The organism is Elusimicrobiota bacterium, assembly GCA_026388155.1.
Taxonomy (GTDB): Bacteria; Elusimicrobiota; Elusimicrobia; order Elusimicrobiales; family UBA9959; genus UBA9634.
The window spans coordinates 39,445-63,110 of the sequence record JAPLKI010000018.1; the positions used below are offsets into that span (position 1 = coordinate 39,445).

Consider the following 23,666-nt stretch of genomic DNA (forward strand, 5'->3'; position numbering starts at 1 on the left):
AAGTATCAAGACCCGCATGGAAAAAACCATCCGGGTACTTTGTTTGTCCGGCTTTTACCCGGTAACACCAGGGGGGCTTATGGAAAATGAAAAAGTTGTGGTTTTACAACTTAAACTGACCCAAAAGCGCTGCCTTTTTGTCCTGACGCTCGCTTTCCTGTGTTTTCACCCGCGGTCGCTTGGCTCGGAAACACTGACGCTTACCACTTACTATCCGGCCCCCTACGGCGGCTATGTCGGCCTGCTTACCACCAATCAGACCCTGCTTGCCCGCGACGCCGGCAGTGTGGGCATCGGTCTGGGCTCGGGGGGGGTTCCGGTGCAGAAATTTCAGGTCAATAGCTCGGGAGTGAATTCATTCGTTGTCACTGCGGGGGGCAGTGTGGGGGTCGGGACTGCCGGTCCCGCCTATAAATTGACGGTAACAAATGGCGGAATAGGCGGCACCTACGCGCTGACCCCTAATTATATGAGTTGGGCCGCCTACGGCACCGGTGACGGAGGGGCGGCGATCTATAACGACGCTTCCGGCTTCAGGAAACTCATGATCGTGGGCAATAATTCCGCAGGCGGAAACAGGGAGGTCGGGATCTGGGACAACCTGACTGTCAGCAACAACCTCGCTATTGGCGGTATAATCACCGGCGTGTGTCAGCAGGTTGGTTACGGCGTGGGCGGCACAACCTGGTGTCCCAACGGCAATCAAAGGGTTTTTGGCTGGTATGCCGGCGGCGTTGGGGTATGCGGCATGCTTTTTACGGGTGGAGTTCTTCAAGACCCCGGCAGATGGACGCAGGGGGTGTGCGTTACCGGCGACCGTACCGGCACAATGAATTGCTGCAGGATACAATAATGGAAAAAGGCGTAAAAATACTTGTTGACACCAAAAAACATAGTGTTGAATCCGTCAGGTACGCCGGCTATTCGCTTAGCGGTGAGGCCTATGTTCTTTTAAAACCGTCGGGAAGGGCGGAAACGACGGTGGAACTGGCGCCGAAAAACGGGGCGCGCGCGGATTCAGGTGGTTTAAAAAAAAGATTTTTAAGCGGACTTGAGGAGGAAAATAACAGGGAGGCTGTTTTCAAGTTCAACCTGGAGCTTCGCGAGTTCATGCTGCTTAAAGCGCTCTCTTACGAGGAAAAGGCTCCGGAGCCCAAGGATTCGGGGCTTAGCCCCGATCAGGAAAAAGAGCTGGACGCGCTTATTGCGCAGGTGGAGAACGAGCTGAAAGAGGAGTCCAAAAAGGCCTCCAGCCGCGATCCTCTCGGCATAACCAGGATCTGGGAAGAAAAAAATGATTCAAAGCGCTCTAAAAGCAAAAGCAAATAAGAAAATTTCCGAAACCAAGCCGCCGCATTTCTACTGGGCAAGGCTTGGCGGGCGGGTTTTGCTTACCAATGACGCCGGCTGCAGCGTTTGGCTTAATGAGAAAGATTTCCGGAGCCTGCTTGGCGGCGGATTAAAGGAGGGAAATCCCTCTTTCGCCGAACTTTCTGAAAATGGTTTCATAAGAACGCAGCTTAATTTTGATGACCTCTCGCTCAAGTGCAAGAGAAAAGAGGCGCATTTGCAGGCGGGGCCGGGGCTGCACATTTTTGTAACTACGCTGCGCTGCAATCACAAGTGTCTTTATTGCCAGTCAGGCGCCATTAACCAGGCTTCAAAAGGCACCGACATGAGCTGGCCCACCGCTAAGAAAAGCGTGGATTTCGCCTTTGAAAGCCCGAGCCGCGGCATAACCATTGAATTTCAGGGGGGCGAGCCCCTGCTGAACTGGAAGACGGTTGAAAAAACAGTGCGTTACGCGCGGAAAAAGGAAAAAGACGAGGGCCGCGAGCTGGGGCTGGCTTTGGTGTCCAATTTCAGCCTGATGACCGAAGAAAAAGCCGCTTTCCTCATTGCCAATGAAGTTTCCGTCTGCGCTTCTCTTGACGGCCCCGAAGAGCTGCATAACAGAAACAGGCTTTATGCGGAAGGCAGCTCTTACAAACCTACGGTAAAGTGGCTTAAGTATTTTAGCGCCAAAAGCGAGAAACAGAAAGGGGAAAACAGGGTTTTCAGGCCGAGCGCGCTTCTTACCGTGACCAAGTATTCGCTGGGCAGGCACAAAGAAATAATCGACGAATACGTGAAGCTCGGCATGGATTATATTTTTGTCAGGTCGCTCGCGCCCATAGGATACGCCAAGAACCTTTGGGGCACTATAGGCTACAGCGCCGAGGAATTCGTAAAATTTTACAGGGACAGCCTTGCGTATATAATCGAGCTCAACCTCAAAGGTACCGCGATAAAAGAAAAAATGGCGGTTATGATGCTCAAAAAAATAGTGAGGCAGGACGACCCGATGTTCGTCGATCTGCGCTGCCCGTGCGGAGCGGGGATAGGCCAGTTGGCTTACGACTACAACGGGGATATCTATACCTGTGACGAGGGCCGGATGCTCGCCTGGGAAGGGGATGAGCTGTTCAAGGCGGGCAATGTATTTAAAAGCAAGTACGCGGAGGTGATACTCAGCCCCGCGGTTAAAGCCTGCGCCGCCGCCTCGAACCTGGAGATCCAGCCAGTTTGCTTCAGGTGCGTTTATAAGCCGTTCTGCGGAGTGTGCCCCGTGTATAACTACGAGGCTCAGGGGTCCCTTTGGGGGAGCATGCCCTCGAACGAGCGCTGCGCGGCGCTTAAGGGCATTTTTGAAACCGTTTTCCTCTCCCTGCGCGACAAAAAAAGCGGCGCTGTTCTGCGCTCATGGGTGGAAAAATGAGGGAAGAGATCACAGTGATAAAGAAGGGATTACGGTGAAAAAGAAAGAAATAAAAACGAACGGCGTTTTTTTTGACGCGCGGTTTTACTCTCCTGAGGCGGTAAAGCTGGCCGCTGTAGTGTTTTCGGGTCGGCTGGGCGTCAGTTTGAAAAAAACGGCGCAAGGCACAATGGCGGTTTTCGGCGACGGAGAGGAGAGCATGGCCGCTCTGAGAGGGGAATTCATAAATGAGGCCCTGAACCAGCAATGCCGTATGGATTTGGGACGTAAAAATTCAAGGCTCGCGCGTATAGTGCTGACCAAGGCTTTGCTTGCGGCCTGCGGCGACAAAATCAAGTCAGGGGGAAAAAAATGAAGAAATGGGGAGCATTGACGATCGTTCTTATTTTAGGCGTTATGCTGGTGCTGCAGTATTTCCTTAAAAAGAAAGAGGCGGGCGTTATCCCGCCGCCCGCGGCGACCGGGGGCTCAGGGACCGCGGGGGTGGCCTTGCCGGCCGGAAATCCCGCCGTCTCCGCGTATGACGCGCAGCACCCCCTCACTATGCCGGCAGCCGGCGGGGCATCCTCAACCTACGGTCCTCTGCCCACTATCAAGGGGGAAGATTTCCAGCGGGGAGAATGCAAAGACGGGGCGATGAACGACATTCTCAGCAGCCATGGAAAGATATGGGGCACCGCTCTCCCTACGGGGGGGTTCTCTGCCGGGGAAAGTGTGCAGATTTACAGCCTGCTCTCCAAATACTTTACCTGCGCCGCCTTTGCCAGGCATGACGTGTCGTTCTGTGATAATCTGCCCGCCGATGGAACGAGCGGGAAGGTAAAGATCGCTTTTGAACAGAGCCCGGACTACGCCTGCAGGAAGGGGTATACGGAAATCGCTTTTCTGGGTTTTATGGCCGGAAAAAGCGCGGACAATTCACCCTGCCAGCTGACGGTCGCCGAGGGCGCCCTTGAAAATATCCCGTCTATTTCCGGCACGGATTTTTGCGACGCGGCCGCCAAGGGCATGGAAAATGTTTGTCCAATACTGATGAAAAATGTTAAACCTGAACAGGCGAAAATGTGCGGGAAATTCTTTCCCGCCGGCAGAAACGACTGCCGCGGAGATTCTCAATGCCTGTGGCGCTACGAGGTTTATAAAGCGATACAGTCGGGGAAAGCCGATAAATGTCCCAGGACAGATGAAGACTTCTGCCGGGCCTATATCTTAAGGACCGAGGCCCCCTGCGGCGGCATTTTAAAAGAACTGAGCCGCGCTTACTGCAGAGACCTTGCCCAGCTTATTAAGACCGTCAAGGGCCCGCCGGGACTTACGCAGGAAGAAGCAAAGGCGTGGGCGGCAAAAGAAGCCATGGATCTTGCCGAAAAAGAAAGGCTCAAGACGGAAAAGGCAAAAATGCATCAGGAAGAACAAAAGACCATGGAAGACATAAATAAGAGCATCCGCGCCACAAAGGGCAAATAACAGCGGGGGTATTTTTATGACCAATAAAAAATCACGCATAAAGAAAAATATAGGCCTTTTCCTGAACAGCGAAGAGGGGAAAATGCTGGACGCGGATATCGTGAAAACCGGAATTGCTTTGGGAATTCTTGGGGCCGCCATGGTGGATCAGGCGGCCGCGCAGACCACTTTCCACAGCAATTATTTCACCGCCTCAAGCCATGTAAGCCACCAGAGCCACGGCTCGCACGGCTCGCACGGCTCGCACGGCTCGCACGCGTCGCACGGCTCGCACGGCTCGCACGGCTCGCACGGCTCGCACGGCTCGCACGGCTCGCACGGCTCGCACGGCTCGCACGGCTCGCACGGCTCGTACTAGGACGGCAGGGGATAGGGTTTAGGGCCGGGGGCCGGGAGCCCCGTATCTTTGTTAACCCGAATTCTTCAATTGAAGAATTCGGGTTAAGTTTAGTTTCTATCACCTTTTAATTTTCCGTGCTTCGGCAATACTTGCCCCGCTCTTTTGGCCGCAGAACGGACACCATGCAAGCCGGACATAAATTTACGACCAAACCTGCCGAACCCAAAGTGCGGGGCCCGCTGCGCCAAAAGCGCGGGGCTATGCTTATCAGACGGCCGAAGTTCGCTTTTTATTATTTCAATTCCAACCGCGACATAGGCCATGCCGTTCACCTTTTGCGCATTATTTCAGGCCTCCGGGGCCGGGGCTTAAAAAAAGAAGATCTGTCTCTTTTCTGCGAGCGGGCCGCGGGCTATCCGTTTGAAGACCTCCGCCGCCGGGCGCGCGTAATTATCCTTCCGCCGTTTAAAAAAAGATCCCTTAAAAAACGCCAGGCTATCATGCGCTCAGAGCTTCGCAGGCTCGGGCCCTGTTGGCTTATAACCGAGTTTTTTCCATTCGGCAGGCTTGAATGCGCGCCTGAAATCGGCAAACTGCTCGCATACGCGCGTGAAAAAAAAATTAAAATAGCCGCAAGCGTCCCCCTGCCCTATTTTACTCATCCGAGCTCCCGTCTCGGCGAATTGTTTCAAGCCGCCTTGTTTTACGACAAGCTCCTTGTGCATTGTCCAGGGGGCGCCGATCTGCGCCGCATGGCAAGGCACATAGCGCGCGAGCGCAGGCTTTCTCCCGGAGAATTTCTGCGGGCTTTTCTTAAGCTGGGAAGAAAAGTCTTTTTTACCGGCTATGTGCTGCCTCCCGCGCATGAAAAAATAAAGCCGCGGCCCCGCGGTTTTGTGCTGGTTCAGCGCGGGGGCGGCTCCACTTCTCCGCGCGTAATTACCTGCGCCATCCGCGCCAAAAAACTGCTTGGCGCCGGAGTTGAAATGAAAATATGCGCGGGCCCCGCTTCCGGCGCGTTCCATATGCGGCGCTGGGCGGAACTTATTAAAAAACTCGGCCTAAAAAACATTTCTCTCGAAAAAAGTCGCCCGGATCTGTTTTCCCTTATCGGTTCAAGCGCGGTTTGCGTCGGAACCGCCGGCGGCTCGGTTTATGAGATGCTTTATTTCAACAAACCGGCCGTGCTTATCCCATATGAAGGTTCGCCGGGCAGGGAGCATAGCGATCAAGCGGCCAGGGCGGAGCTTTTGCGTGATTATTGCGGAGCCGCGGTTCTTGACTACTGCACTCTGACGCCGAAGGGCCTTGCCCTTGAAATTAAACGCGCTATGGCCGGGACGGGCTCAAGCGGCGATCCCGTTCCCTCAAATTGGTTTAACGGGCTTGAAAACACGCTGGATTATCTTTTGCCATGCAAAAAATAAAAACGGTCATGCTGGAGCTTACCTGGCGCTGTAATCTTGCCTGCGATTTTTGCTATCTCCGCCATTTCGGGGTTTTAAACAAACCGGGCCCCGAAATGGATTTTAAAACTATCGCGGGTTTTATTGAAGGCTTCCGTGAAAAAACCCATTTTTATCTGAGCGGAGGAGAGCCGTTTTTAAGGGATGATATCTTTGAAATAGCTGCTTTGGCAAAGAAAAAAGGCCATGACTGCGGGATAAATACCAACGGCCTGCTCCTCGACAGACGCGCCGCCCTGCGCCTGCTAGAAAATCCGCCTGATTATGTCATTTTTTCCCTGCACGGTCCTGCCTCCGCGCACGACAGGATCACGGGGCTTAAAGGAACCTATAAAAAAATAATTTCAAACATGAAAACTTTCAGCGCTCTCGCCCGCGGGAAAACCGAGGTGATAGTAAATTGCGTTATTAACCGGGAAAACGCCGGCTTTTTGCCCGCGGTTTTCAGCGCGGCGGTGAAAGCCGGGGCCGACCGGGTGATCTTTGAGAATCTGCAATTTCTTAAAAAAAACGAGATGGCGCGGGGAAGCTGCGCTCCGATCACTCCGGTGATTGAAAGTTACAGGTTGAAAGCGGGGCTTGTGAGAGACGGATTAAAGCGCATCTCCGCGCTTGCGGCCGGAGGCAAAACCCATTTTGAAGTCAGACCTCTTATGACACGCGAAATGATCGATTCGTATTACAACGGACATATAAGGCCTGAAGGCTCCTGCGCCCGTATTCTTGACAGCGTTAATATTGAGCCGGACGGCTCAATAAGGATGTGCGTGCTGGCCGCCCGCAAAGTTTCTTCGGTGAACGATTTCAGCTGGAAAAAAATACTTGCCGCAAAGAAAAAGTTCGTTTCCGGCGGCCTGCCGTATTTATGCGCGCGCTGCTGCCACCGCTTTGATATTTTCAGGGTCTCCTGACTTCCGCAATGGGACACCTGAAACCTTAAACAGCGGCCTGTCCTATGTCGGCGCGGGGCCTGCCGGGGAGCTGGAACGCAAAACCAGGGTCGGGACACACCGTGTCCGCCCTTCGCTTCCTCGCCCTCCGCGCTTTGCAAGCGTCGGGCTCCGGAGCGTTTTGCTTATCCAGTTCCCCGTCACCCGCGCAGATTATAGTAGCGGCTTTGCTATGTTATAGATAATCCCGCCCTTATTGATGATACGGCGCGGTTGCCCGCCCATCGGCCGCAACCGGCTTATACAAAACAACTCTTATTCATTATTGGCGGGTAATTATGCTTTACCTTAAAAGGGCGGGGACACCATATAAAAAAATCAACAGAGCATTTGGTTGCCGGTGGGTTCCCTTAGCGCTCCTTATAGGGTTTAATCCCGTGGTCTGGAGCGAATCCTTATCATTTAGGACGGCGAGGACCGTTCAAGCCGCCCCGCTATGCGGGCCGGCGCGTTCCGGAGCCGGCGCAAGACCACGGGATTCTTCTTCAAAACCCGGTCTTGGAGCGCTAAGGGAATCTGCCGGCAACCACTTTGGGGCGGTAGTGGAAGACGGGAGAAATCAGTGTAATTTATCTTTAATCTGCGTAATCGCTTCTTTAAAAAGCGAAAATTCTATCAGCCCCCGCGCCCTCAAAGCTTCCAAAAAAGACAGGTAAGCCTTAAAAACCGCGAAGTTGGCCGCGTCAAAAGTATCATGGTGAAAATAGGCGCATATGTCGCCGCGGCTTTTCAGACGGTTTATGGTCTTTTGTTTCAGGCGTTCCAAATTAAGCGGCATTGGGCGTCCGTCCGGCGCGTAAACATTCACGTCAATATTGGCGGTTATAAAAAAAAGTCCCCGGCCCCCGGCCGGTATTCTTTTGCTGGCGGAAAATCCCTTAAGCCCCGCCGCTTTTGCGGCGCGCAGGGTGTCAATATTGTACACATGGAAAGGCGGCACGAATACCGGAGTAAAAAGCTTCCCGAAATTTTTCTTGAGCAGCTTGAAACCTTTTAAAATATCTTGCTTCTGAGCGGCCGCCGGGGCCAGGTTGCCGAATTCCTGCCTGAGCCAGCGTGAACCGCGGTTTTTGTGGGTCCAGCCGTGCTGGAGAACTTCAAAAACCGTTCCGGCGCGGGCCTCGGCTTTTAAAAACCCAACAAGGTTTTCTTTCAGCTCCGCCGGAATTACGGCGTATGAAGCCGCCATCCCCTCCGCTTTCAGCAGACGGAAGGTTTTCATAAAACGCGCGTTCGCGGCCCCGGCGTCGTCGTCGCGCAGATAAAATTTTTTAATCATATTTTAATCTGTTGTTTTATCCGTCCGTCACTTGTGACCTGTGACCTGCAACTTGTGACTATCTTTAAGGTACGGGTCCTTTCCTGAATAATTCCCGCTCTCCGCCCGGGCCATGAAACGGCTGCCGCCCAGGCATCTTAATCGGAAAATGCAGCTGCGGCAGCTGCGAAGCCGGGCCGGGCCGCTTATGTTTTTCAAAAGGCGGCTGTTCCATGCTTTAAAGGGTTCCGCGCCCAGTTTTTTTTGAATGTAATAGCTCGGCTTGTAAAAACCCCGCGGGTCAAGCACCAGGCGGGTGTGACCGTCGTCAAAACTGGCTCCCAGAAAAAGCGGGGCCTGCCTTTTTTTAAAAAGGCAGAACGGGACCGGGTTCGCGAAAAGTGTCCGCGGCTTGAGCCCCAGGCGCGGCTCAAGGCGGCGGACCAGGCGGCGCAGGTCTTTTAGCGTTATCCGGAATTCTTTCGGGAGGCTGGTGTTTGACCCCATGGGCCTGTAAAGCTCCCATATTTCTGCCTTCAAGCCTTCAGCTAAAGCGCGGTATTTTTCAAAATTAGTTATCAGCTCTTTTGAAATAACAGTTCCAAGCCGCAAAACCCCTATGCCGGAGCGGCGAAGCAGGCGGATATTTTTTATTTTTTTTGAGAACAGGCCGCGCGTCCCGGTGGCGGCGGCCTCGCTTTCGGCGTCGCAGCCCTGCATGGACACCAGTATATTGTCTATAAATGGGGCGGCCTTCTTTATCAGTTTGGCGTCCAGCAGGGTGGCGTTCGTGTTCACCAGCACATAGAAACCCAGTTTTTTGGCCGCGGCCAGCGCCTCTAAAATTTTGGGATGAAGGAAAGGCTCTCCGCCGGTGAAACGGATGTTTTTCACTCCCAGCGCGCGCGCGGCCGCCAGATGAGAGCGTATTTCAGGCAGCGAAAGCTTGGCGGTAAGGGAACCGGAGGAGCAGACGGCGCAGGCAAGATTGCAGCGACGGTTCACTTCAATAACTATTTCCAGCGGGATTTCAAGGACGGGTTTAAGGCCGATACCCGCCGGGCCCAGGAAAATAGAACCCGGCTCAAGGCCCGGGCAAAGCCGGCTAAGGCGGCAGCGGGAGCAAATATCCAGCCTTGCCGCTTTGCGCCGGGACGATTTCGGCCGCAAAATATGGTCGTAGGCATCCGGCAGGAAGCAGAAGGGGACGCCTTTTACAAAAACGCTGAAACGGTTTTCATAGGTATTAAGAGCCCCGTAAAGGAAAGCGCGCGCGGTTTCAAGTTCCGTCCGCCCGGGGCGCACGGAGATGCATAGCGTTCTTTCTTTCCGGTTAATAAGCGCGCTTACCCCCGCCATAGGTTTTATAAGTTTTATTTCAGAGCCCATAAATATTTTCCGCCCTTGAATTCGCGCGAGACAAGGCCTTTTTTAATTAATATCTGACCGGTGGACAGGACGCTTGCGCCGTCCCTGCAGTCGTGGCAGAGCGGCAGGCCTTTGGCTATTTCAAGCGCGCGCGTTGTGGACACGCGGCTTTCTTTTTTCAGTATTTCCATAAAACATTTTTCCATGTTGTTCAGGTAAACGCGTCCGGGGGCGGAGGCCGCAGTCCCCCTTGGGAGGGGCGGATCCCCGGCGGGATAAACGCTGCCGGCCGGAAAAAAATCAAAATAGCGCCTGTCAACTCCGAAGCAGCGCCGCCGCAGCCGGCAGGCCCGGCACTCTTTCAGGCGGACTTTTTCCCGCTTTACATTTTCGTCCAGGTCCCACGACTCTCCGGCGGGCGTTGAAACCACGGTGTTAAATTTGTAGCGGCCGGCGGCCCGGTCCTTATAGGGGCCAAGCAGACAGGGGGGGATATTCAAAACTTTTATTTCCTTAATAAGGCCGAGGGCCTTGAAACGGTCCAGGGCTTTTATGGCCTCGGGCGCCGCAATGCCCAGGGAAACCCCGAGTTCGGCGGCGTTTTCGGCCATATTCCCTGTATAAATAGGGTAGATCAGCACAAAGCTTGAAACTCCCTGGTCTAGAAAAAAATCGAGAGTGGCAACAAGGTCGCGGCAGTTAAGGCGGTTGATGAGTATGTTTACCCCAAGGCCCGCTTTAAGGGTCCGCATGTTTTTTAAGCCCGCAAGACTGCGCGCGAAAGAGCCTTTTTTTCCGGTAAGGCGGTTATGCACCGCCGCTTTGCTGCTTAAGAACGTGAACTTGCAGAGGGTGAGCCCCGCGTCCACCAGTTTTTTCGCCAGAGCCATGTCGGAGAGCCTTACGGCGTCGGTTTGAAGCCTTATGAATTTAAATCCCAGATGTCTGGCCGCGCCTATCAGTTTCGGCAGCTCGGGCCTGAGCAGCGCCTCGCCGCCTGAAAACCCCAGGCGCCTGTAACCCAGTTGTTTGGCCTTGTAAATTTCGGCTATCGCGGTTTTAAGCGGCTTGAAAAGCGCGGGGTTGAAATCCCCCTGTGAACAAAAGCGGCAGCGCAGGTCGCAGTTATAGTTGGTTACTATCTCGTAGCAGTCTTTGGGCATATGAATTAAGAGCGGTTAGCGAATAGCGTATAGAGGTTAGGGGTGGAGTTTCTTACTCTATTCGTTATTTTCTATTTACTATTCGCCGCTTTTTAAAATCGGTGACGGGGACGAATTCTTTCCAACCGTAAATTCCGGGATATTCCCGCCAGGGGCCCTCGCAAATTTCAAAATACTTGCATTCGGGGCAGCGCGGGCCCTTCGCTTTGCCCTCCGTTCTGCGGTACTCTCCGTAGTTTTCTATGAATTTATCCGCGTCGGCCACCGGGCCGTCCGGTATCATGCGTTCGGCTACGCAGGCTTCGTAGCCCTTCATCAGGCAGAATGGTATGGCTTCCGTGAAACAGGGAACCCCGTTTTTTATGCCGACATCAAGGCCCTTTTTGACCCAGGGCATTATGTCGGTTTTTTGGGGCACTATCCATTTTTTGTTTTCCAGGGCGGTGCCTACTATGTGGATGAACGCGAACTGGTACTGGCTGGCGCCCAGGGAAACCAGAATTGAAGCCAGCTCCGGCAGCTCGCGGTAATTAAGGGAAGTTATTACGCTGTTGGTTATCACATTGAAACCCATCTGAGCCGCGTTTTTTATGCCCGTGATGGTCTGAATGAAACTGCCGGGCGAATGGGTAAGGGCGTCGTGCGTAGCGGGTTTTGCCCCGTGCAGGGAGGGGCCAATTTCATTGGCCCCGGCTTTTTTAAGGTTTTCCAAAAGGCTTTTGTAAGTGAAAGCCCGGCCGTTGGTCTGCAATTGTATGGTTTTGTATCCTAGCTTTTTGGCCTTTGCCACGAAGTCTATTATATTTGAATGCAGCGTGGGTTCCCCGCCGGTAAAAACAACGCCGCGGACGCCTTTCTTATAAGCGGCGGCCAGTTCCGCGTAAACGCGGGCCTTCGTGCGGTCCGCGTACATATCGCGTTTGTGTCCCTGGGCGCAAAAATCGCATTTATTGTTGCACCTGAAAGTGATCTTTATGTCTATTCGTGTGTACATGAGAGAGTTTGCCTTTAAAACAGCCGTTCTTTACATTTTACCATTGAAGATTGAGTTGTGACCATAGCCCGCTATTTATGCTTTGATTAATATTTTCTTAATAGTTATATAATATTCGCAAAGGCGGAAATTTTCGGTTTATTTACCTTTTCATTATGATCATAGTGGCCGGGGCGAAAAATTTCAAAGAGGCCGAATGGCTTTTTTCCAACGGGGCTGACGAGATCTATTGCGGCCTCGTGGACATCCCGAACCACAGGCGGGATTCCCTGTCCATACGGGACGAAAGGGAATTCTTCAAGATCATAAACCTGGCTAAAAAGAAGGGGAAAAGGTCCCTGCTGCTGATAAACGAGGCCGGCGCCCCGGATAAATACCCGAAGCTGGCGGAAAAGGCGAAAAAGATCGTCGAGCGCGGCGTCGGGGGGCTGGTGGTAAAAGACGTGTCGCTGATAGAGTACCTTCAGAATTACGGGGTAAAGAGCTATTACATACTCAGCAGCCTGGCCCTGGCCTTCAACTCAAGGACGCTTGAATTTTTCAAGAAATACAACGTAAAAAGGGTCATCTTACCCTATCACCTGCCCCCCGCCGAGGCCGGGAAGATAATAAAGAACAAGTGCGGCATAGAGACCGAAATGTTCTATTACCCCAGCCACTTCTGCCAGAACGTGGACCCGCTGTGCAAATTCTGCGACTGGAGCCGGGATTATAAGCCGTGCAAGATACGCCTTGACAGCGAAGGCGGCTATTTTACCATGCCTTCCCCGGACGCTTCCGGGCTTGCGGATATAATGTATGACGGCCACCGGGCCGGAGTTCAATACCTGAAGATACCGCGCACGCTGGATTTCAACGGGCTGAAGAGCTTCCTGGGTGATGCCAGGCGCCTGCTTTGCCTGCTGGACGGCGGCGTTTCGCGCAAAGAGTTCAGGAATTTTTTTAAAAACGTTTACAGCAGCAGCAGGGTTTGACCGTCTGAAGGGCATAGCCCCGCCCTTTTGGGCTGAACATTAATCCAAAAGAGCGGGACATAGCCCCTGACCCCGCCACCCGCTTGCAAATCTGAGATTTGCCTTCGGCAAATAAACAGGTGGTGGGGCGATACGGCACAGCCATAGGCTGAAAATAATGCAGACCGGAATAATATTGAACGGCAGGCGCTTCTTCGCCAGGTATTCGGGTTTAAAGAACGATCTGATATACCTCGGCAGCGAATTCTGCCGGAACCTGCTCCCCGGCCCGGAGGAGTTCGGCCGGGCTTTAAAGACCTTTAAAAAACGCGTGGTCCTCGTAACCCCGTTCCTGACCGACAGGTCTTTCAGGGGTATAGAGGCGATAATACGGAAATATTCCGGCAGGGACGGCAGGCTGGAGATAGTGGCCAACGACCTGGGGCTTATACATCTGATCCGGGAAAAATACTCCTCCAAGGCGCAAATTTCCCTTGGCAGAATACTGGGCAATGTCCTGAAATCTTCCCGCGACGCTTTCATAGCCAGGTTCCTCGCTGAGAACGGGATAACACGGATAGAGGCCGACTCCACGGACCTGCCGGTCAGGTACGGCCGGTTCGAGGGGGTGTCCTGCACTTACCATATCCCGTACTCGTACATGGCCGTCACCCGGTTTTGTCCATGGGAAAAACACTGGGTGGACCAAAAATGCCGCTATACCTGCTTTGGAGCGGGGAAAAAGCTGACAAGCAGGCTTATGCCCGGGCCGCTGCGCCTTTTAAACTGCGGATATTTTATGGACGGCGGAAAGCCGGTGAAGAACGGGAATATAGACAGGATAGTTTACCAGCCTTCGGTTTATTGATATGGACTCGCCTCAAAAACCGCTCAAAGTTACCCTGATATATCCACCCGGGGAACAGAAGATCTCGGAGCCGATACCTCCGCCGAACATGACCATCGCCGTGCTTGCCGGCGCTTTAATTAAAAACGGCCACGAGGTTTTTCAAATTGACGCGGAAAAAGACTGGTTCGACAGAATACAATATCTGTTCAGCCGGAAACAGCTGTCTCTTTTATACGATAAAGATTCCGTGGGTTCATACGTAAACGGCAAAGCCTCAAAAAAACTCCTGGCTGAATATGACCGGATAGGGGAGATGTTCCTTAAAGGATTGGATATTAAACGGTCCGATCTTGTGGGGATAACGCTGGTCGATATAAGAGCGGAGCCGCTAATAATAAATTTTTCCGCCCTGATGGCGTATGCGGTCAAAAAGAAATTCAAGGCGAAAACGGTCATCGGCTACAGGGGCCTGCCGAAAGAGGCGTTTTTTTATCTGATGAGGAGATATCCCTGTTTTGACTATGGCGTATATGCCGAATGGGGGGAAAAAGCTCTTCTGGAGATCTTAAAGGACGCGGCCGGAGAAAAGGCCGGCCTTGTCGGAACTGTCGCGCGAAAAGGCGGTAAATTGCGGAATTATCAGGGCGACGGGATCCGCAGGCCTTATGCCCCGCGCCCTCATTATGAGGATCATATCCTTGAAAAATACAGGGTCCGCGACCGCGAATTGTTTGCCAGCTATAATTCAAATTTCCCCTTTATCAAAAAACTGATCAAAAATGATAAAAAATACCTGGTTGTGCCGTATGCTTTTGAGCTTACCTGCACCGGCGCCTGCGCTTTTTGTGAAAACAACAACAAATTGCCTTCGGATATGAAATCCGCGGATCAGATCATAGACGAACTTTCCGGACTGAAAGAAAAAGGCGCCACCGGAATTTATTTTGTGAACTCCTCTTTTAACAATCACTATAAATTCGCCGAAGAGCTTTGTGACAGGATGATCAAATACAAATTAAACCTTAAATGGTTCGATTGCGCGAACCTGAGGATGATGGACGAGCGCCTGCTCGATAAAATGAAGGCCGCCGGGGCCGTAAAGCTGACGTTCGGAGTGGAGACAGGCAGCCAGAGGCTGCTGGATTATGTGAAAAAGGGCGTTACGGTCGAGAAGGCCCGCAAGTACCTTGAATATTCCCACAAAATAGGCATCTGGAACCATATCGAACTGATCGCGGGATTTCCCACCGAGAGCCCGAGGGATGTGGAAGCCACCGTAAATTCCATAGACAGTATTAAGGATTTTGTGGACATATACACGCTTAATCCTTTTTATTTATATCCCAATTCAAGATTCTACCGTGAACAGGAAAAATTCGGGGTTAAGGTGGTCCCTTATCCGCCCATGCAGTTCATGAACTTTTTTTATCCGTTGTACCGGATCGTGGAACAGTACTCTTTAAAATTTGACGAGGTCGGCGGGCTGAAGTGGGAGGAGAAAAACAGACAAATCATTGAGTCTACGAAAGCTGTCGCCGGTAAAATAGACTCCATCGCGACTTTCAGGGCGATAGGGAATGAACATCTGTATTTGCTGATGTGCCTTTATGATAAGCTCGGGCACGAGAATAAAGAGCTGATCAGAAAAATGGTCCGGATCTTAACCCTTAAATTCAGGCCCTATAATTTAAACTTTTTCCTTGGGGATTTCAGGACAAGCTTCAGCAAGGAAAAAGACCTGCGTATCTTTTTGCCTATTAAGACCACGTCATTTCTGGGAAAATTCCGTCCTCCGCGCGTCAAGCACTTCGCGCGCCGTTGAGAAGCTGAACCCGCCAAAAAGCCGCTCTATTTTCTCCCGCACACTTGAAAGGTTTGAAAATTGTACGGCCCGCTTCCAGGCGGGGACCGGCGGCGCCTTGAGGTCCATCTCCCAGGTGTGAAAATACAGCATTCCGGGCAGGCCCGCGGAGTTAAGGCGGCGCAGGTTCGCATGGATAAACTTAAGCGGCAGCAGCCTTAAAAAAGTTCCGCCTAAAAAGGGGACGGGCGGCAGCGGGCACCGCGCCACCGAAAGCGGGTATTCCCGGAACCCCGGCAGGATTTCATGCGGCCCCCGGGGTATTTTTCTGCCCGAAAAAATTCTCAGCGGATAAAGGCTTGAGTCGTAGCTGTACCCGGCTCTTTGAAGTATTTCCATATGGGCCCGTTCCCGCGAATATATGGAGAAGGTGGGGGCGCGGTAACCCACGGGCGCGTAACCCGAGATATCAAAAAGCAGTTTTTTTGAGTCCGCCGCGGTTTTTTCAAATTCCTCCAGGCTGAGCGAGTTAACGCTTGCGTGCGTCATACCGTGGCTGGCTATTTCGTGCCCGGCGCGCGCTATGGCTTTTACCGTGTCGGGATATTTTTGAGCCGCTGAGCCGAGAATAAAAAAAGTGGCTTTAACGGAAAAACGGTCGAAAAGCTCAAGTATTTCCAGCGTGTTTTCCGGCAGGGCCGTGAGCCGGCCGCGCAGTTCATCACTTTTGCCGAAAAGCACGGTGTCGTGCCATTCTTCCACGTCAACCGAAACGGCGTTCAGCATAATCAGGAACCTGTGTAGGGCACGCGCCCGCAGCGCGAGCAGACCGGAAGAAAGCCGCCGGCGGCGAGCAGCTTTTCCCTGAATTCGTTATAAGCGCGGCCATCGTAAACCTTGCGCCAAGCCCTGTCTTTTATGGAGCCGAATTTAAGGCCGAGCGGCTGACATGATAAAACTTCCCCGCCGGGGGAGAGCCAGAGAGAGTTCCATTGGCCGGAGCAGCAACCGCTTTTCCTTTTTAATTCGCCGGAAGAATACCATTTTCTAAAATCCTTCAGGGCCAGGTCCGGGTAAAACTTAACTTTTGGGTCTTTTTCTTTTTTTATTTCAAGTAGCTGGCGCCAGAGCGCGGCCTTGTTTAGCCCCCTAAGCAGGCTCTGGGATGGTTCGAGCTTTATTACCTTCCCTAAAATAGCGCCGGTTTTTTTAATGTCCGCGGCGCGCGCGAATTCCAGGTGATTAAAGGCTATTATGTCGGGCCGGAGCTTTTTGACGCATATATACAGCTCGTGAAGCCGCGCGTGGTTGGCAGCGTTTATAGTACACCATATATTTATGGCCGGGCGGCCGTTTTTGCCGGCCATGCGCAGAAGGCGGATAGCTTTCGCTGCGCGGTAGAAAGAGCCGTTTGCCGCGGTAATTTTGTCGTGCTCGTGCGGCAGCCCGTGCAGGGAGATCACAATTTCATCGGCTCCGCTTTTTGCCAGGGAAAAGGCTTTTTGCCGGTCAAGCAGCCAGGCGTTGGTGGTTATAAGTACTGAATGCCCCTGTTTCTTTATGTGCGAAACTATGCCGGAAAGGTCCTTTCTCAGCAGCGGTTCTCCGCCGGTGAGGTAGAACTGGCGCGGTTTTCCTTTCAGAGAATCAATAAACGCCCTGAGCTGCGGCAGGGACAGCTCATTTCCGGGGCCGGAGCGCAGCTTGTTGGTTTTTACAAAGCAGAAAGGGCAGGAGAAGCCGCACCTGTAAGTGAGGTCAATGGCTATATAGCGCGGGTCACCCCACCACCTGCTTACCCGACTTTGGCGGGCCCTTGTGGTCCCGAAGCGGGTGGTGGGGTCAGGCCCGGCGTTTTTTGAAAAATCTTTCGATGGCGCTACAGACATAATCAATTTCGCTTTCAGTCATTTTACAATAAACCGGCAGGTGCAGCGCCCGCTCGCGGTAAAGTGCGCTTACCTGGTATGAGCTGTCGGCAAGCCCAAGTTGAGTGTGGAAAGGGGTGTATTTCCTTTCAGGCTTTATGCCCGCCTTATCAAGAAAGGCCGAGAGACCGGCCGCGGACCCGCTATTCACGAATAACGGTATTTCCTGCGCGGCCGCTCCGGCGCCGGCGAGGCGCAGCTGCGGTATTTTTTTAAGGCGCGCCCTGAAGCGGGCGTTCGATCCTTTCAGGTCAAGGAGAATGAGCGGGAGATTTTTCAGCTTTACCTTCAGCATTGGCGCTGCGGCTTCAAGGCCGGGCGGGAGCTCCGGCGCGCCGGGGGGGAGGAGCCGGTAATATTTGTCGTCGTCAAATAATAAGGCGCCGGCTTTTATTCCCATGCGGGAAACCGGTTTATACGGGGAAAGAGATAAAACGCTTATGTCACCGAAGCTTCCCAAAGGCTTTCCGGCGTATTTCAGCCCTATGGCCTGAGAGGCGTCTTCAAGCGTTTTTATGCCGCGCTCAAGGCAAAGAGTTTTTATAGCTCTGACATCGCCGCCGCAGGCGAACATGTGCGCCAATAAAAGTATGTCTGCGTCTTTGGCAAGTTTTTTAAAACTGTCGGAGCCGGGGTTTAAGGTTCGGGGCCCTGCTTCCACAGGCAGGGGTCTGGCCTTGCTTTTTAGTACGGCTTCAAGCAGCGAATGGTGGGTGAGATTGTTTAAAACCACGGTTTTTCCGCGCCCCGAGCCCAGCGCCGCCAGCCCCGCCGCAATAGCGGCTCTTCCGCTGTCCGTAAAAACACAATGTTTTCTGCCGGAAAGCCGGGCCAGGTCGCGGCCCAGGCCGGCTATATATCGTTCCGCGCCCATGCGTTCAAGCGAACGCGCCTCGGCCGCTTCCTCTCCGGCCAGCAGCGCGTCAATGCGGTAGGGGTCAAATATTCCGCTCATATTTTTCCGGTTTCAAGAAAGTAAACATATTCTCATTCCCGCCTGGAGCAGAGGCAGACAGTATTGCCCAGGCCCAGTGGCAGGTCCGCTTTGGTCAGCCTGGCGCAAAGCGACATGGCCTTCAAATAGAACGGGAGCTCTTTTTTTATGGTCAGGAACAGCCTGTCTTCGTCCCCGGCTATGCTCAGCCGGCTCATCTTTTCTATATTCAGGCCGGACCGCTCAATCAGACAGCGGAGCGAGCTTTCCGTGAAAAAATTGATGTGGCCGTGATGTACCGGCTCTCCTTTGTACAGGCCGAGGAATTTCCTTGCGCCCGCTCTCAGCCTTAAAAGCGATTCGTCCGGAACTTCCAGGTAGAAGAGCCCTCCTTTTTTCAGGAAGCTTTTGGCCTCTTTCATGAAATCAAGAGGCTTGTCGGTGAACTGCAGGATGTCCACCGCTATCAAAAGGTCAAAATGTTCTTCGTATTCGGCCCCTGGCAGGAGGGTGTTTAGAACTTTCCCTGAAAGGCTTTTGAAATTTTCAAGCTGGAAGCCGTGGAAAACGGAAGAGGGTTCGGTGCCCAGATATTGGCCGGCGGAGCCCGCCAACTGGGAGGCCAGGCAGCCCAGTCCCGTGCCAAGTTCCAGGATTTTAAGTTCAGAGAAGTCTCCGCCCGTCAGCTTCTTTATCCGTCCGGCCCTTTTTGAGTCCACCCGCAGCCTGGCTTCCAGGAAGGCCGGGTCGGAAAGCCTGTCTATGCACCTGTCCGGGCAGGCCGCGCATTTGGCGGAAACGCAGCCATTGTACGGATACCTGGACATGAAGCCGCAGTCCGGACATTTAACTATGCCCGAGTTTTTGGACAGGAATATCTTTTTCAGGCGGCTTCCGCCGCACAGCAGGCAGCCCATAAATTATTTGAAAGGTTTCAGGAGCCGGTCGTGCCACTTGGCCATTTTTTCGTGCAGAAGGTCCGGAATGTTCCTGTAAAGAGCGGCCAAAAACCTCCAGCGCGACGGGGTGTACACGTTCCGGCGCTTTTTCAGTACGGCCTTAAATATGTCGCGGGCCGAGCTTTCCTCTTTTCCCGCGATGTAGGCGGGTATGACATTGGTCACGGAGATATCCGCGCCGGAGAGAGCCGCCGCCTGCCGCAGTCCCTCAAGATAATTGGAGATAAAAGCCTTTGAGGCGTTGTAAGCCGGGCAGGCGCCGTGGCCCCTGATGGCTCCGATAGAGGAGACCCCGGCTAGCCGCCCGGACCCTTTTTTTAGAAAATATCCGAAAGCGGCGTTCAGGACGCCGGCGCAGCCGAGGGCGTTTATCTCTATGGCTTTCTTCTCTATTTCCCAGTCGGTTTTGCGGTCCCATTCAAAATGCCCGGCGCTTACAATAACGGCGTCCGTCCCGCCAGGCTGTTCGGCCAGTTCCAGAAAATCTTTTCTGCTTTTCTCAGGGTCGGAGAGGTCCATCTTCCTGACCGTGACGCCGGGGTATAGCGCGCTGAAATCCTTTATGGACTCATCCCGCGTTCCCGTGACCGCTACTTCCCACTTGTTGAATAGGAACACCCCGGCCAGAGCCCTGCCCAGCCCCGAAGTTCCCCCGATAATGATAACTTTCATATAAATAAGATTCTATAAATTAAACAGGGACAGCGGCCGTTTTTTTCGTCGTTTCATAGGGGAATTGCGCTTGGAACCCCACCTCGGATATTGTATTATTTACCTTGCTCCTTCATTGCGGCGGACTCAGCTCCGGGGTGTAGAACATGGGGATAACTTTAGTCACAGGCGCGGCGGGTTTTATCGGCTCCCATCTGACGGAAGCGCTTATAAAGTCGGGCAGGAAGGTACGGGCTTTCGTGCAGACGGACAGCCGGCACCTGGACTATATACGGGGTCTGGGCGCCGAGATATTTTACGGCGACCTGCTGGACAAAGAAAGCCTGGCCAAAGCTCTTGACGGAGTGGACGAGGTATTCCACCTGGCCGCCAATGTCCGCCCGCAGCACTGGTTCTATTCAAGGACGGGTCTCGCCAGAGAGTTCGACAAGGTTAACAACATCGGCACCAGGAACCTGGCCGACCTCTCCAAAGGCAAAGTTAAAACATTTGTTTACTATAGCAGCATAGCCGCGGCCGGAGTGCGTTCCCTGATGGACGAGACCTGCGACGCCCTGCCCGAAACTGAATACGGGGCTAGCAAGTATGACGCGGAACAATACCTGCTTGAACTGCACAAAAAAGAGGGCTTCCCGGTGAAGGTGGTGCGCCCCGGCTCCGTTTACGGCCCCCGCAACCTCAACATGGCCATGGTGTTCAAGTTCCTGAAATACTCGATTTTCCCGTTTTTCGGCAAAGGGAATAATTCGGTGCCGTTCACTTATGTGGAGAACCTGGTAGACGCCACAATGTTCGTGGCCGAAAAGGCGCCGTACGGTGAAAAATATTTTGTGGTGGAAGACCCGCTGACCATGAGGGAGTTCTTCGGGGGGCTGGCCTCCGGGATAGACGGGCGGCTGTCCGGTTTTTATGTGCCGATGTGGCTTATCTACAGCGGTTTATTCGTGAAGGAAGCCCTGGAGCGCCTGTTCTTTTTCAGGTTCTTCCCCATGCGCATGGATATACGCCTGAACACTGCCCAAGTGCCCTGCAGCGACTGGATCTGCAGCAATGAAAAAATAAAAAAGCTGGGCTGGAAGCCGGCGGTGGGCCGCGAAGAAAGCCTGCGCAGGACCGCCCGCTGGTACAAGGACAACGGCTTAGTGTAGTGTCCCGCTATGCGTGCTCTTCGTTCCTTGTTTCTCTCCAAAACTCGGTCAGTCAAAGGTCTAGCTATTTGCGGGACACTCCACTACCTTATATGTATTTTGAAACTTCGCTCAAAGAAAAGGTCCTTAAATTTATCCGGCTTGTCTCAAAAAGTTACGCTTACCCTCCCCGCGACATAACCATCGAGGTGTCTACCGTCTGCGGCCAGAAATGCGCCATGTGTTTCAGGTCTCCCCTGGGGGTCTCCGAAAGAACGATGAGCCTTGAGCTTTTTACCGGAGTCCTCTCCGGTATAAAACTCGCTTTCGCAGGCAAACAGCCCGGGTATCTTAATTTTGTGGGGTTGGGAGAGCCTTTCTGTAACGGGGCTCTTAAAGAGATACTCAGGCTCACCAAAAAAACTTTTCCCGATACCGCCCTGAACCTTGCCACCAGCCTTTCGGTTTTCGACCGGACGCTCATGGCGGACCTGGCGGCGGAAAAGATAATAAACCGGATGAGCGTTTCCATAGACAGCCTGGACGCGGGCGGTCCGCTGCACTCCTTTACCGGCGAGATCCGGAAAAACCTCGGGCTTTTGAAAGAAATGAAAGCCTCCGGGGGATTTAAAATAAGGGTGCAGACCCTGATAAGCTCAAAAGAGCGGGTTGAGGAAGTGATAAAGTTCGCGGCTGGGGCCGGGGCGGACGAGATACAACTGATGCGCATAGACCTGCACGCCTTCAAGGGCGAGCCCCCCGTAGGGCGGCCCTCCCTGCGGGAAGAGAGGAGCATAGTGCGCTCCGCGGCGCGCCTGGCCGGCCAATCCGGGCTCCGCTGCGTGAACAACAATTCCTACAATATTTTTATGGATCTCGCCTCGGCCTGGGACAGGTATTGCCTGACTACGGATGACCATATTTTCATTGATGTGGACGGCAATGTGCTGCCCTGCTTTTATCTTAGGGATATCTCTTTCGGGAACCTGGCGCGCCAGCCGCTGGCGGAAATAAGCGAAAAAAAACGGAGCCTGTCTTTTTATAACAAGCAGAAGCGGCTCTGCGCGGGCTGCGATATCTACAAAAGAAAACATTCCGGGGGCTCAGGCGCATGAAAGTCCTTCTTATAAATCCTCCCCAGGAAATGGGCCCGGCCCAACGGGCTCTTGAGAACCTGATGCCGCCTTTGAACCTGATGTATCTGGCTTCGTATCTCAAGAAGGCGGGCCATGAGGTTAAGATACTGGACCTTTACGCCGGTCCGCTTCCGAAAGAAGAGGCTCTGCGGGAGGTCAAAAATTTCAATCCTTTTTTAACGGGCTTTGCCACGTATCCCGGCGGCATGGACGAAGTTTACGCGCTTTCAAAAGAAATAAAAGCGCTTTTGCCCTCCTCTTATATCGTTCTGGGCGGGCTCTACGCGAGCTACCTGCCGGAGATCTGCCTTGAACAATGCCCGGCGGACGCGGTTGTAATGGGGGAAGGCGAAGCGGTACTTTCGGAACTCGTTTCCGCGCTGGAAAAGAAAGATGACCTCTCGGGGGTGGCCGGCATCTGCTACCGGAAGAACGGCTCCCCCGCCCGCACCGGGGCCGGAGCTATAATTGAGGACATGGACGTTTTGCCCTGGCCGGCTTATGAGCTGATAAATTTTGACCTCTACCGCCTGCCGCCGACCCGGGCTGTGCGGTACGGGCGCGTCTCCTCCATTTTATCCGCGCGGGGTTGCAATTACAACTGCAGCTTCTGCAGCCATCACTACGGCTACAACTGCCGGGTGCGTCTAAGGAGCCCGGAAAATGTGGTGGAGGAAATGGCTTACGTGGCGGAAAAGTACGGCGTCACCGAATTCCGTTTTGAGGACTGCACTTTCACTGCCGACCCCGCCAGAGTGAAAAAAATATGCGCTCTGATAACCGAGCACAAGCTGCCCGTGGTATGGAACTGCGACGTGCGGGCCGACACGGCCTCGGACGGGCTTTTCGCCGTCATGCGCCGGGCGGGCTGCCGGAGGATTTTTATCGGGGTGGAATCGGGCTCCCAGAAACTGCTCGGGAGTATCTCCGCCAACAAGGATATCCGGCTGGACCAGGTAAGGAACGCCGTGAAACTGGCCAGGAAGCACGGTCTCAGGACAAACTGTTCGTTCGTGCTGGGCCTTCCCGGCGAAACGCGCGAGACCGCCATGGAAACTTTCAACTTCGCCCTGGAGCTGGACCCGGATTACGCTATGTTCTCCGTGCTGGCGCCCGTGGTGGGCTCAAAGCTTTTTGAGCAGGCGGTCAAAGAGGGCAAGATAGACGTGCCCGGCTACCGGGGCGCCCATTACCTTTCCGCCTACTCAAAAAAGATAGACGTGGTGGAGATGTCGGAATTGAAAGCGGAAGAGCTTGTGAAGCTGATGAAAACCTTTAATAAGAAGTTTTATTCCAGGCCGGGTTATCTGCTGAAGCGGTTCCTGGCTATTGAATCCCTGGCCGAGGCAAAATATCTGGCCTGGGGCTTTATGCATATCTTCGGCCGGAGACGGGGGAAGTGACGGAGCCTTCCGCCAAAACGCAAAAGGGGAATTGCGGAATTTGGGGACGCTGCACGATAACTTGATTATTCTTGCCTCACTGTAATGCTTTGGGTTTACAAGGGGTTTAAAGTTATCGAGTTATCGTGCAGCGTCCCGT

The 23,666-nt window shown here is 53.4% G+C and carries 23 protein-coding genes; 14 read left to right on the top strand and 9 right to left on the bottom strand.

Annotation, left to right across the window (positions count from 1 at the left end):
• Nucleotides 1-79: 79 nt before the first annotated feature.
• The 8 genes from NTX59_07830 to NTX59_07865 all read left to right on the top strand — a co-directional run bounded on the left by NTX59_07830 (nucleotide 80) and on the right by NTX59_07865 (nucleotide 6,942).
• Complete coding sequence (locus tag NTX59_07830; GenBank protein MCX5785583.1) at nucleotides 80-853, top strand: hypothetical protein; 774 nt, start codon at nucleotides 80-82, stop codon at nucleotides 851-853.
• The gene (locus NTX59_07835) at nucleotides 853-1,329 is read left to right on the top strand and encodes a hypothetical protein (protein ID MCX5785584.1); all 477 of its coding nucleotides are present in this window, start codon (nucleotides 853-855) and stop codon (nucleotides 1,327-1,329) included. The genes NTX59_07830 and NTX59_07835 overlap by 1 nt, the downstream gene beginning before the upstream one ends.
• A complete protein-coding gene (gene hxsB, locus NTX59_07840; protein MCX5785585.1) occupies nucleotides 1,295-2,758 on the top strand; it encodes a His-Xaa-Ser system radical SAM maturase HxsB in 1,464 nt (487 codons plus the stop codon). Before NTX59_07835 ends, hxsB begins: the two co-directional genes overlap by 35 nt.
• A 34-nt stretch (nucleotides 2,759-2,792) precedes the next feature.
• Entirely contained in the window at nucleotides 2,793-3,113 is a 321-nt protein-coding gene (locus NTX59_07845; GenBank protein MCX5785586.1) for a hypothetical protein, read from the top strand.
• Complete coding sequence (locus NTX59_07850) at nucleotides 3,110-4,225, top strand: hypothetical protein (protein MCX5785587.1); 1,116 nt, start codon at nucleotides 3,110-3,112, stop codon at nucleotides 4,223-4,225. Before NTX59_07845 ends, NTX59_07850 begins: the two co-directional genes overlap by 4 nt.
• 16 nt (nucleotides 4,226-4,241) lie before the next feature.
• Nucleotides 4,242-4,583: a His-Xaa-Ser repeat protein HxsA4 gene (gene hxsA4 / locus NTX59_07855; GenBank protein ID MCX5785588.1), complete on the top strand. Its 342-nt coding sequence runs from the start codon at nucleotides 4,242-4,244 to the stop codon at nucleotides 4,581-4,583.
• Nucleotides 4,584-4,747: 164 nt separating this feature from the next.
• Nucleotides 4,748-5,992, top strand: coding sequence for a glycosyltransferase (locus tag NTX59_07860; protein ID MCX5785589.1), 1,245 nt, complete (start codon nucleotides 4,748-4,750; stop codon nucleotides 5,990-5,992).
• Complete coding sequence (locus NTX59_07865) at nucleotides 5,980-6,942, top strand: radical SAM protein (GenBank protein MCX5785590.1); 963 nt, start codon at nucleotides 5,980-5,982, stop codon at nucleotides 6,940-6,942. Before NTX59_07860 ends, NTX59_07865 begins: the two co-directional genes overlap by 13 nt.
• Before the next feature lie 598 nt (nucleotides 6,943-7,540).
• On the opposite strand, the gene NTX59_07870 is transcribed toward NTX59_07865, so the two are convergent.
• From NTX59_07870 to NTX59_07885, 4 genes are all read right to left on the bottom strand, one after another.
• Nucleotides 7,541-8,260 (bottom strand): polysaccharide deacetylase family protein, encoded by a 720-nt coding sequence (locus tag NTX59_07870; protein ID MCX5785591.1) that lies wholly within the window; start codon nucleotides 8,258-8,260, stop codon nucleotides 7,541-7,543.
• Between the two features lie 27 nt (nucleotides 8,261-8,287).
• A complete protein-coding gene (locus NTX59_07875; GenBank protein MCX5785592.1) occupies nucleotides 8,288-9,628 on the bottom strand; it encodes a radical SAM protein in 1,341 nt (446 codons plus the stop codon).
• The gene (locus NTX59_07880) at nucleotides 9,613-10,770 is read right to left on the bottom strand and encodes a radical SAM protein (GenBank protein ID MCX5785593.1); all 1,158 of its coding nucleotides are present in this window, start codon (nucleotides 10,768-10,770) and stop codon (nucleotides 9,613-9,615) included. Before NTX59_07880 ends, NTX59_07875 begins: the two co-directional genes overlap by 16 nt.
• A 64-nt stretch (nucleotides 10,771-10,834) precedes the next feature.
• Complete coding sequence (locus NTX59_07885; GenBank protein MCX5785594.1) at nucleotides 10,835-11,764, bottom strand: radical SAM protein; 930 nt, start codon at nucleotides 11,762-11,764, stop codon at nucleotides 10,835-10,837.
• A 155-nt stretch (nucleotides 11,765-11,919) separates the two neighbouring features.
• On the opposite strand from NTX59_07885, the gene NTX59_07890 reads away from it, so the two are divergent.
• From NTX59_07890 to NTX59_07900, 3 genes are all read left to right on the top strand, one after another.
• Entirely contained in the window at nucleotides 11,920-12,738 is an 819-nt protein-coding gene (locus NTX59_07890) for a U32 family peptidase (GenBank protein MCX5785595.1), read from the top strand.
• A 157-nt stretch (nucleotides 12,739-12,895) separates the two neighbouring features.
• Complete coding sequence (locus NTX59_07895; GenBank protein MCX5785596.1) at nucleotides 12,896-13,585, top strand: hypothetical protein; 690 nt, start codon at nucleotides 12,896-12,898, stop codon at nucleotides 13,583-13,585.
• 1 nt (nucleotide 13,586) lies between these two features.
• Entirely contained in the window at nucleotides 13,587-15,389 is a 1,803-nt protein-coding gene (locus NTX59_07900; GenBank protein MCX5785597.1) for a radical SAM protein, read from the top strand.
• Here the strand turns inward: NTX59_07900 and NTX59_07905 are convergent.
• The 5 genes from NTX59_07905 to NTX59_07925 are packed head-to-tail and all read right to left on the bottom strand — an operon-like array spanning nucleotide 15,336 to nucleotide 19,861.
• Nucleotides 15,336-16,154, bottom strand: a complete 819-nt coding sequence (locus NTX59_07905) for a polysaccharide deacetylase family protein (protein ID MCX5785598.1) — start codon at nucleotides 16,152-16,154, stop codon at nucleotides 15,336-15,338. The two genes, NTX59_07900 and NTX59_07905, sit on opposite strands and share 54 nt — an antisense overlap.
• 2 nt (nucleotides 16,155-16,156) lie before the next feature.
• A complete protein-coding gene (locus NTX59_07910) occupies nucleotides 16,157-17,257 on the bottom strand; it encodes a radical SAM protein (protein ID MCX5785599.1) in 1,101 nt (366 codons plus the stop codon).
• Nucleotides 17,211-18,251 carry a DegT/DnrJ/EryC1/StrS family aminotransferase gene (locus tag NTX59_07915; protein ID MCX5785600.1) on the bottom strand — a complete coding sequence of 347 codons (1,041 nt, stop codon included), beginning with the start codon at nucleotides 18,249-18,251 and terminating at the stop codon, nucleotides 17,211-17,213. Before NTX59_07915 ends, NTX59_07910 begins: the two co-directional genes overlap by 47 nt.
• A 32-nt stretch (nucleotides 18,252-18,283) precedes the next feature.
• Nucleotides 18,284-19,147: a class I SAM-dependent methyltransferase gene (locus tag NTX59_07920; GenBank protein ID MCX5785601.1), complete on the bottom strand. Its 864-nt coding sequence runs from the start codon at nucleotides 19,145-19,147 to the stop codon at nucleotides 18,284-18,286.
• A gap of 3 nt (nucleotides 19,148-19,150) precedes the next feature.
• The gene (locus tag NTX59_07925; GenBank protein ID MCX5785602.1) at nucleotides 19,151-19,861 is read right to left on the bottom strand and encodes an SDR family NAD(P)-dependent oxidoreductase; all 711 of its coding nucleotides are present in this window, start codon (nucleotides 19,859-19,861) and stop codon (nucleotides 19,151-19,153) included.
• A gap of 146 nt (nucleotides 19,862-20,007) precedes the next feature.
• Between NTX59_07925 and NTX59_07930 the strand changes: the two genes are divergently transcribed.
• From NTX59_07930 to NTX59_07940, 3 genes are all read left to right on the top strand, one after another.
• Nucleotides 20,008-21,009 (top strand): NAD-dependent epimerase/dehydratase family protein, encoded by a 1,002-nt coding sequence (locus NTX59_07930; GenBank protein ID MCX5785603.1) that lies wholly within the window; start codon nucleotides 20,008-20,010, stop codon nucleotides 21,007-21,009.
• Between the two features lie 92 nt (nucleotides 21,010-21,101).
• Nucleotides 21,102-22,103 (top strand): radical SAM protein, encoded by a 1,002-nt coding sequence (locus NTX59_07935; GenBank protein MCX5785604.1) that lies wholly within the window; start codon nucleotides 21,102-21,104, stop codon nucleotides 22,101-22,103.
• Nucleotides 22,100-23,527, top strand: a complete 1,428-nt coding sequence (locus NTX59_07940) for a radical SAM protein (protein ID MCX5785605.1) — start codon at nucleotides 22,100-22,102, stop codon at nucleotides 23,525-23,527. Before NTX59_07935 ends, NTX59_07940 begins: the two co-directional genes overlap by 4 nt.
• Nucleotides 23,528-23,666: the final 139 nt, after the last annotated feature.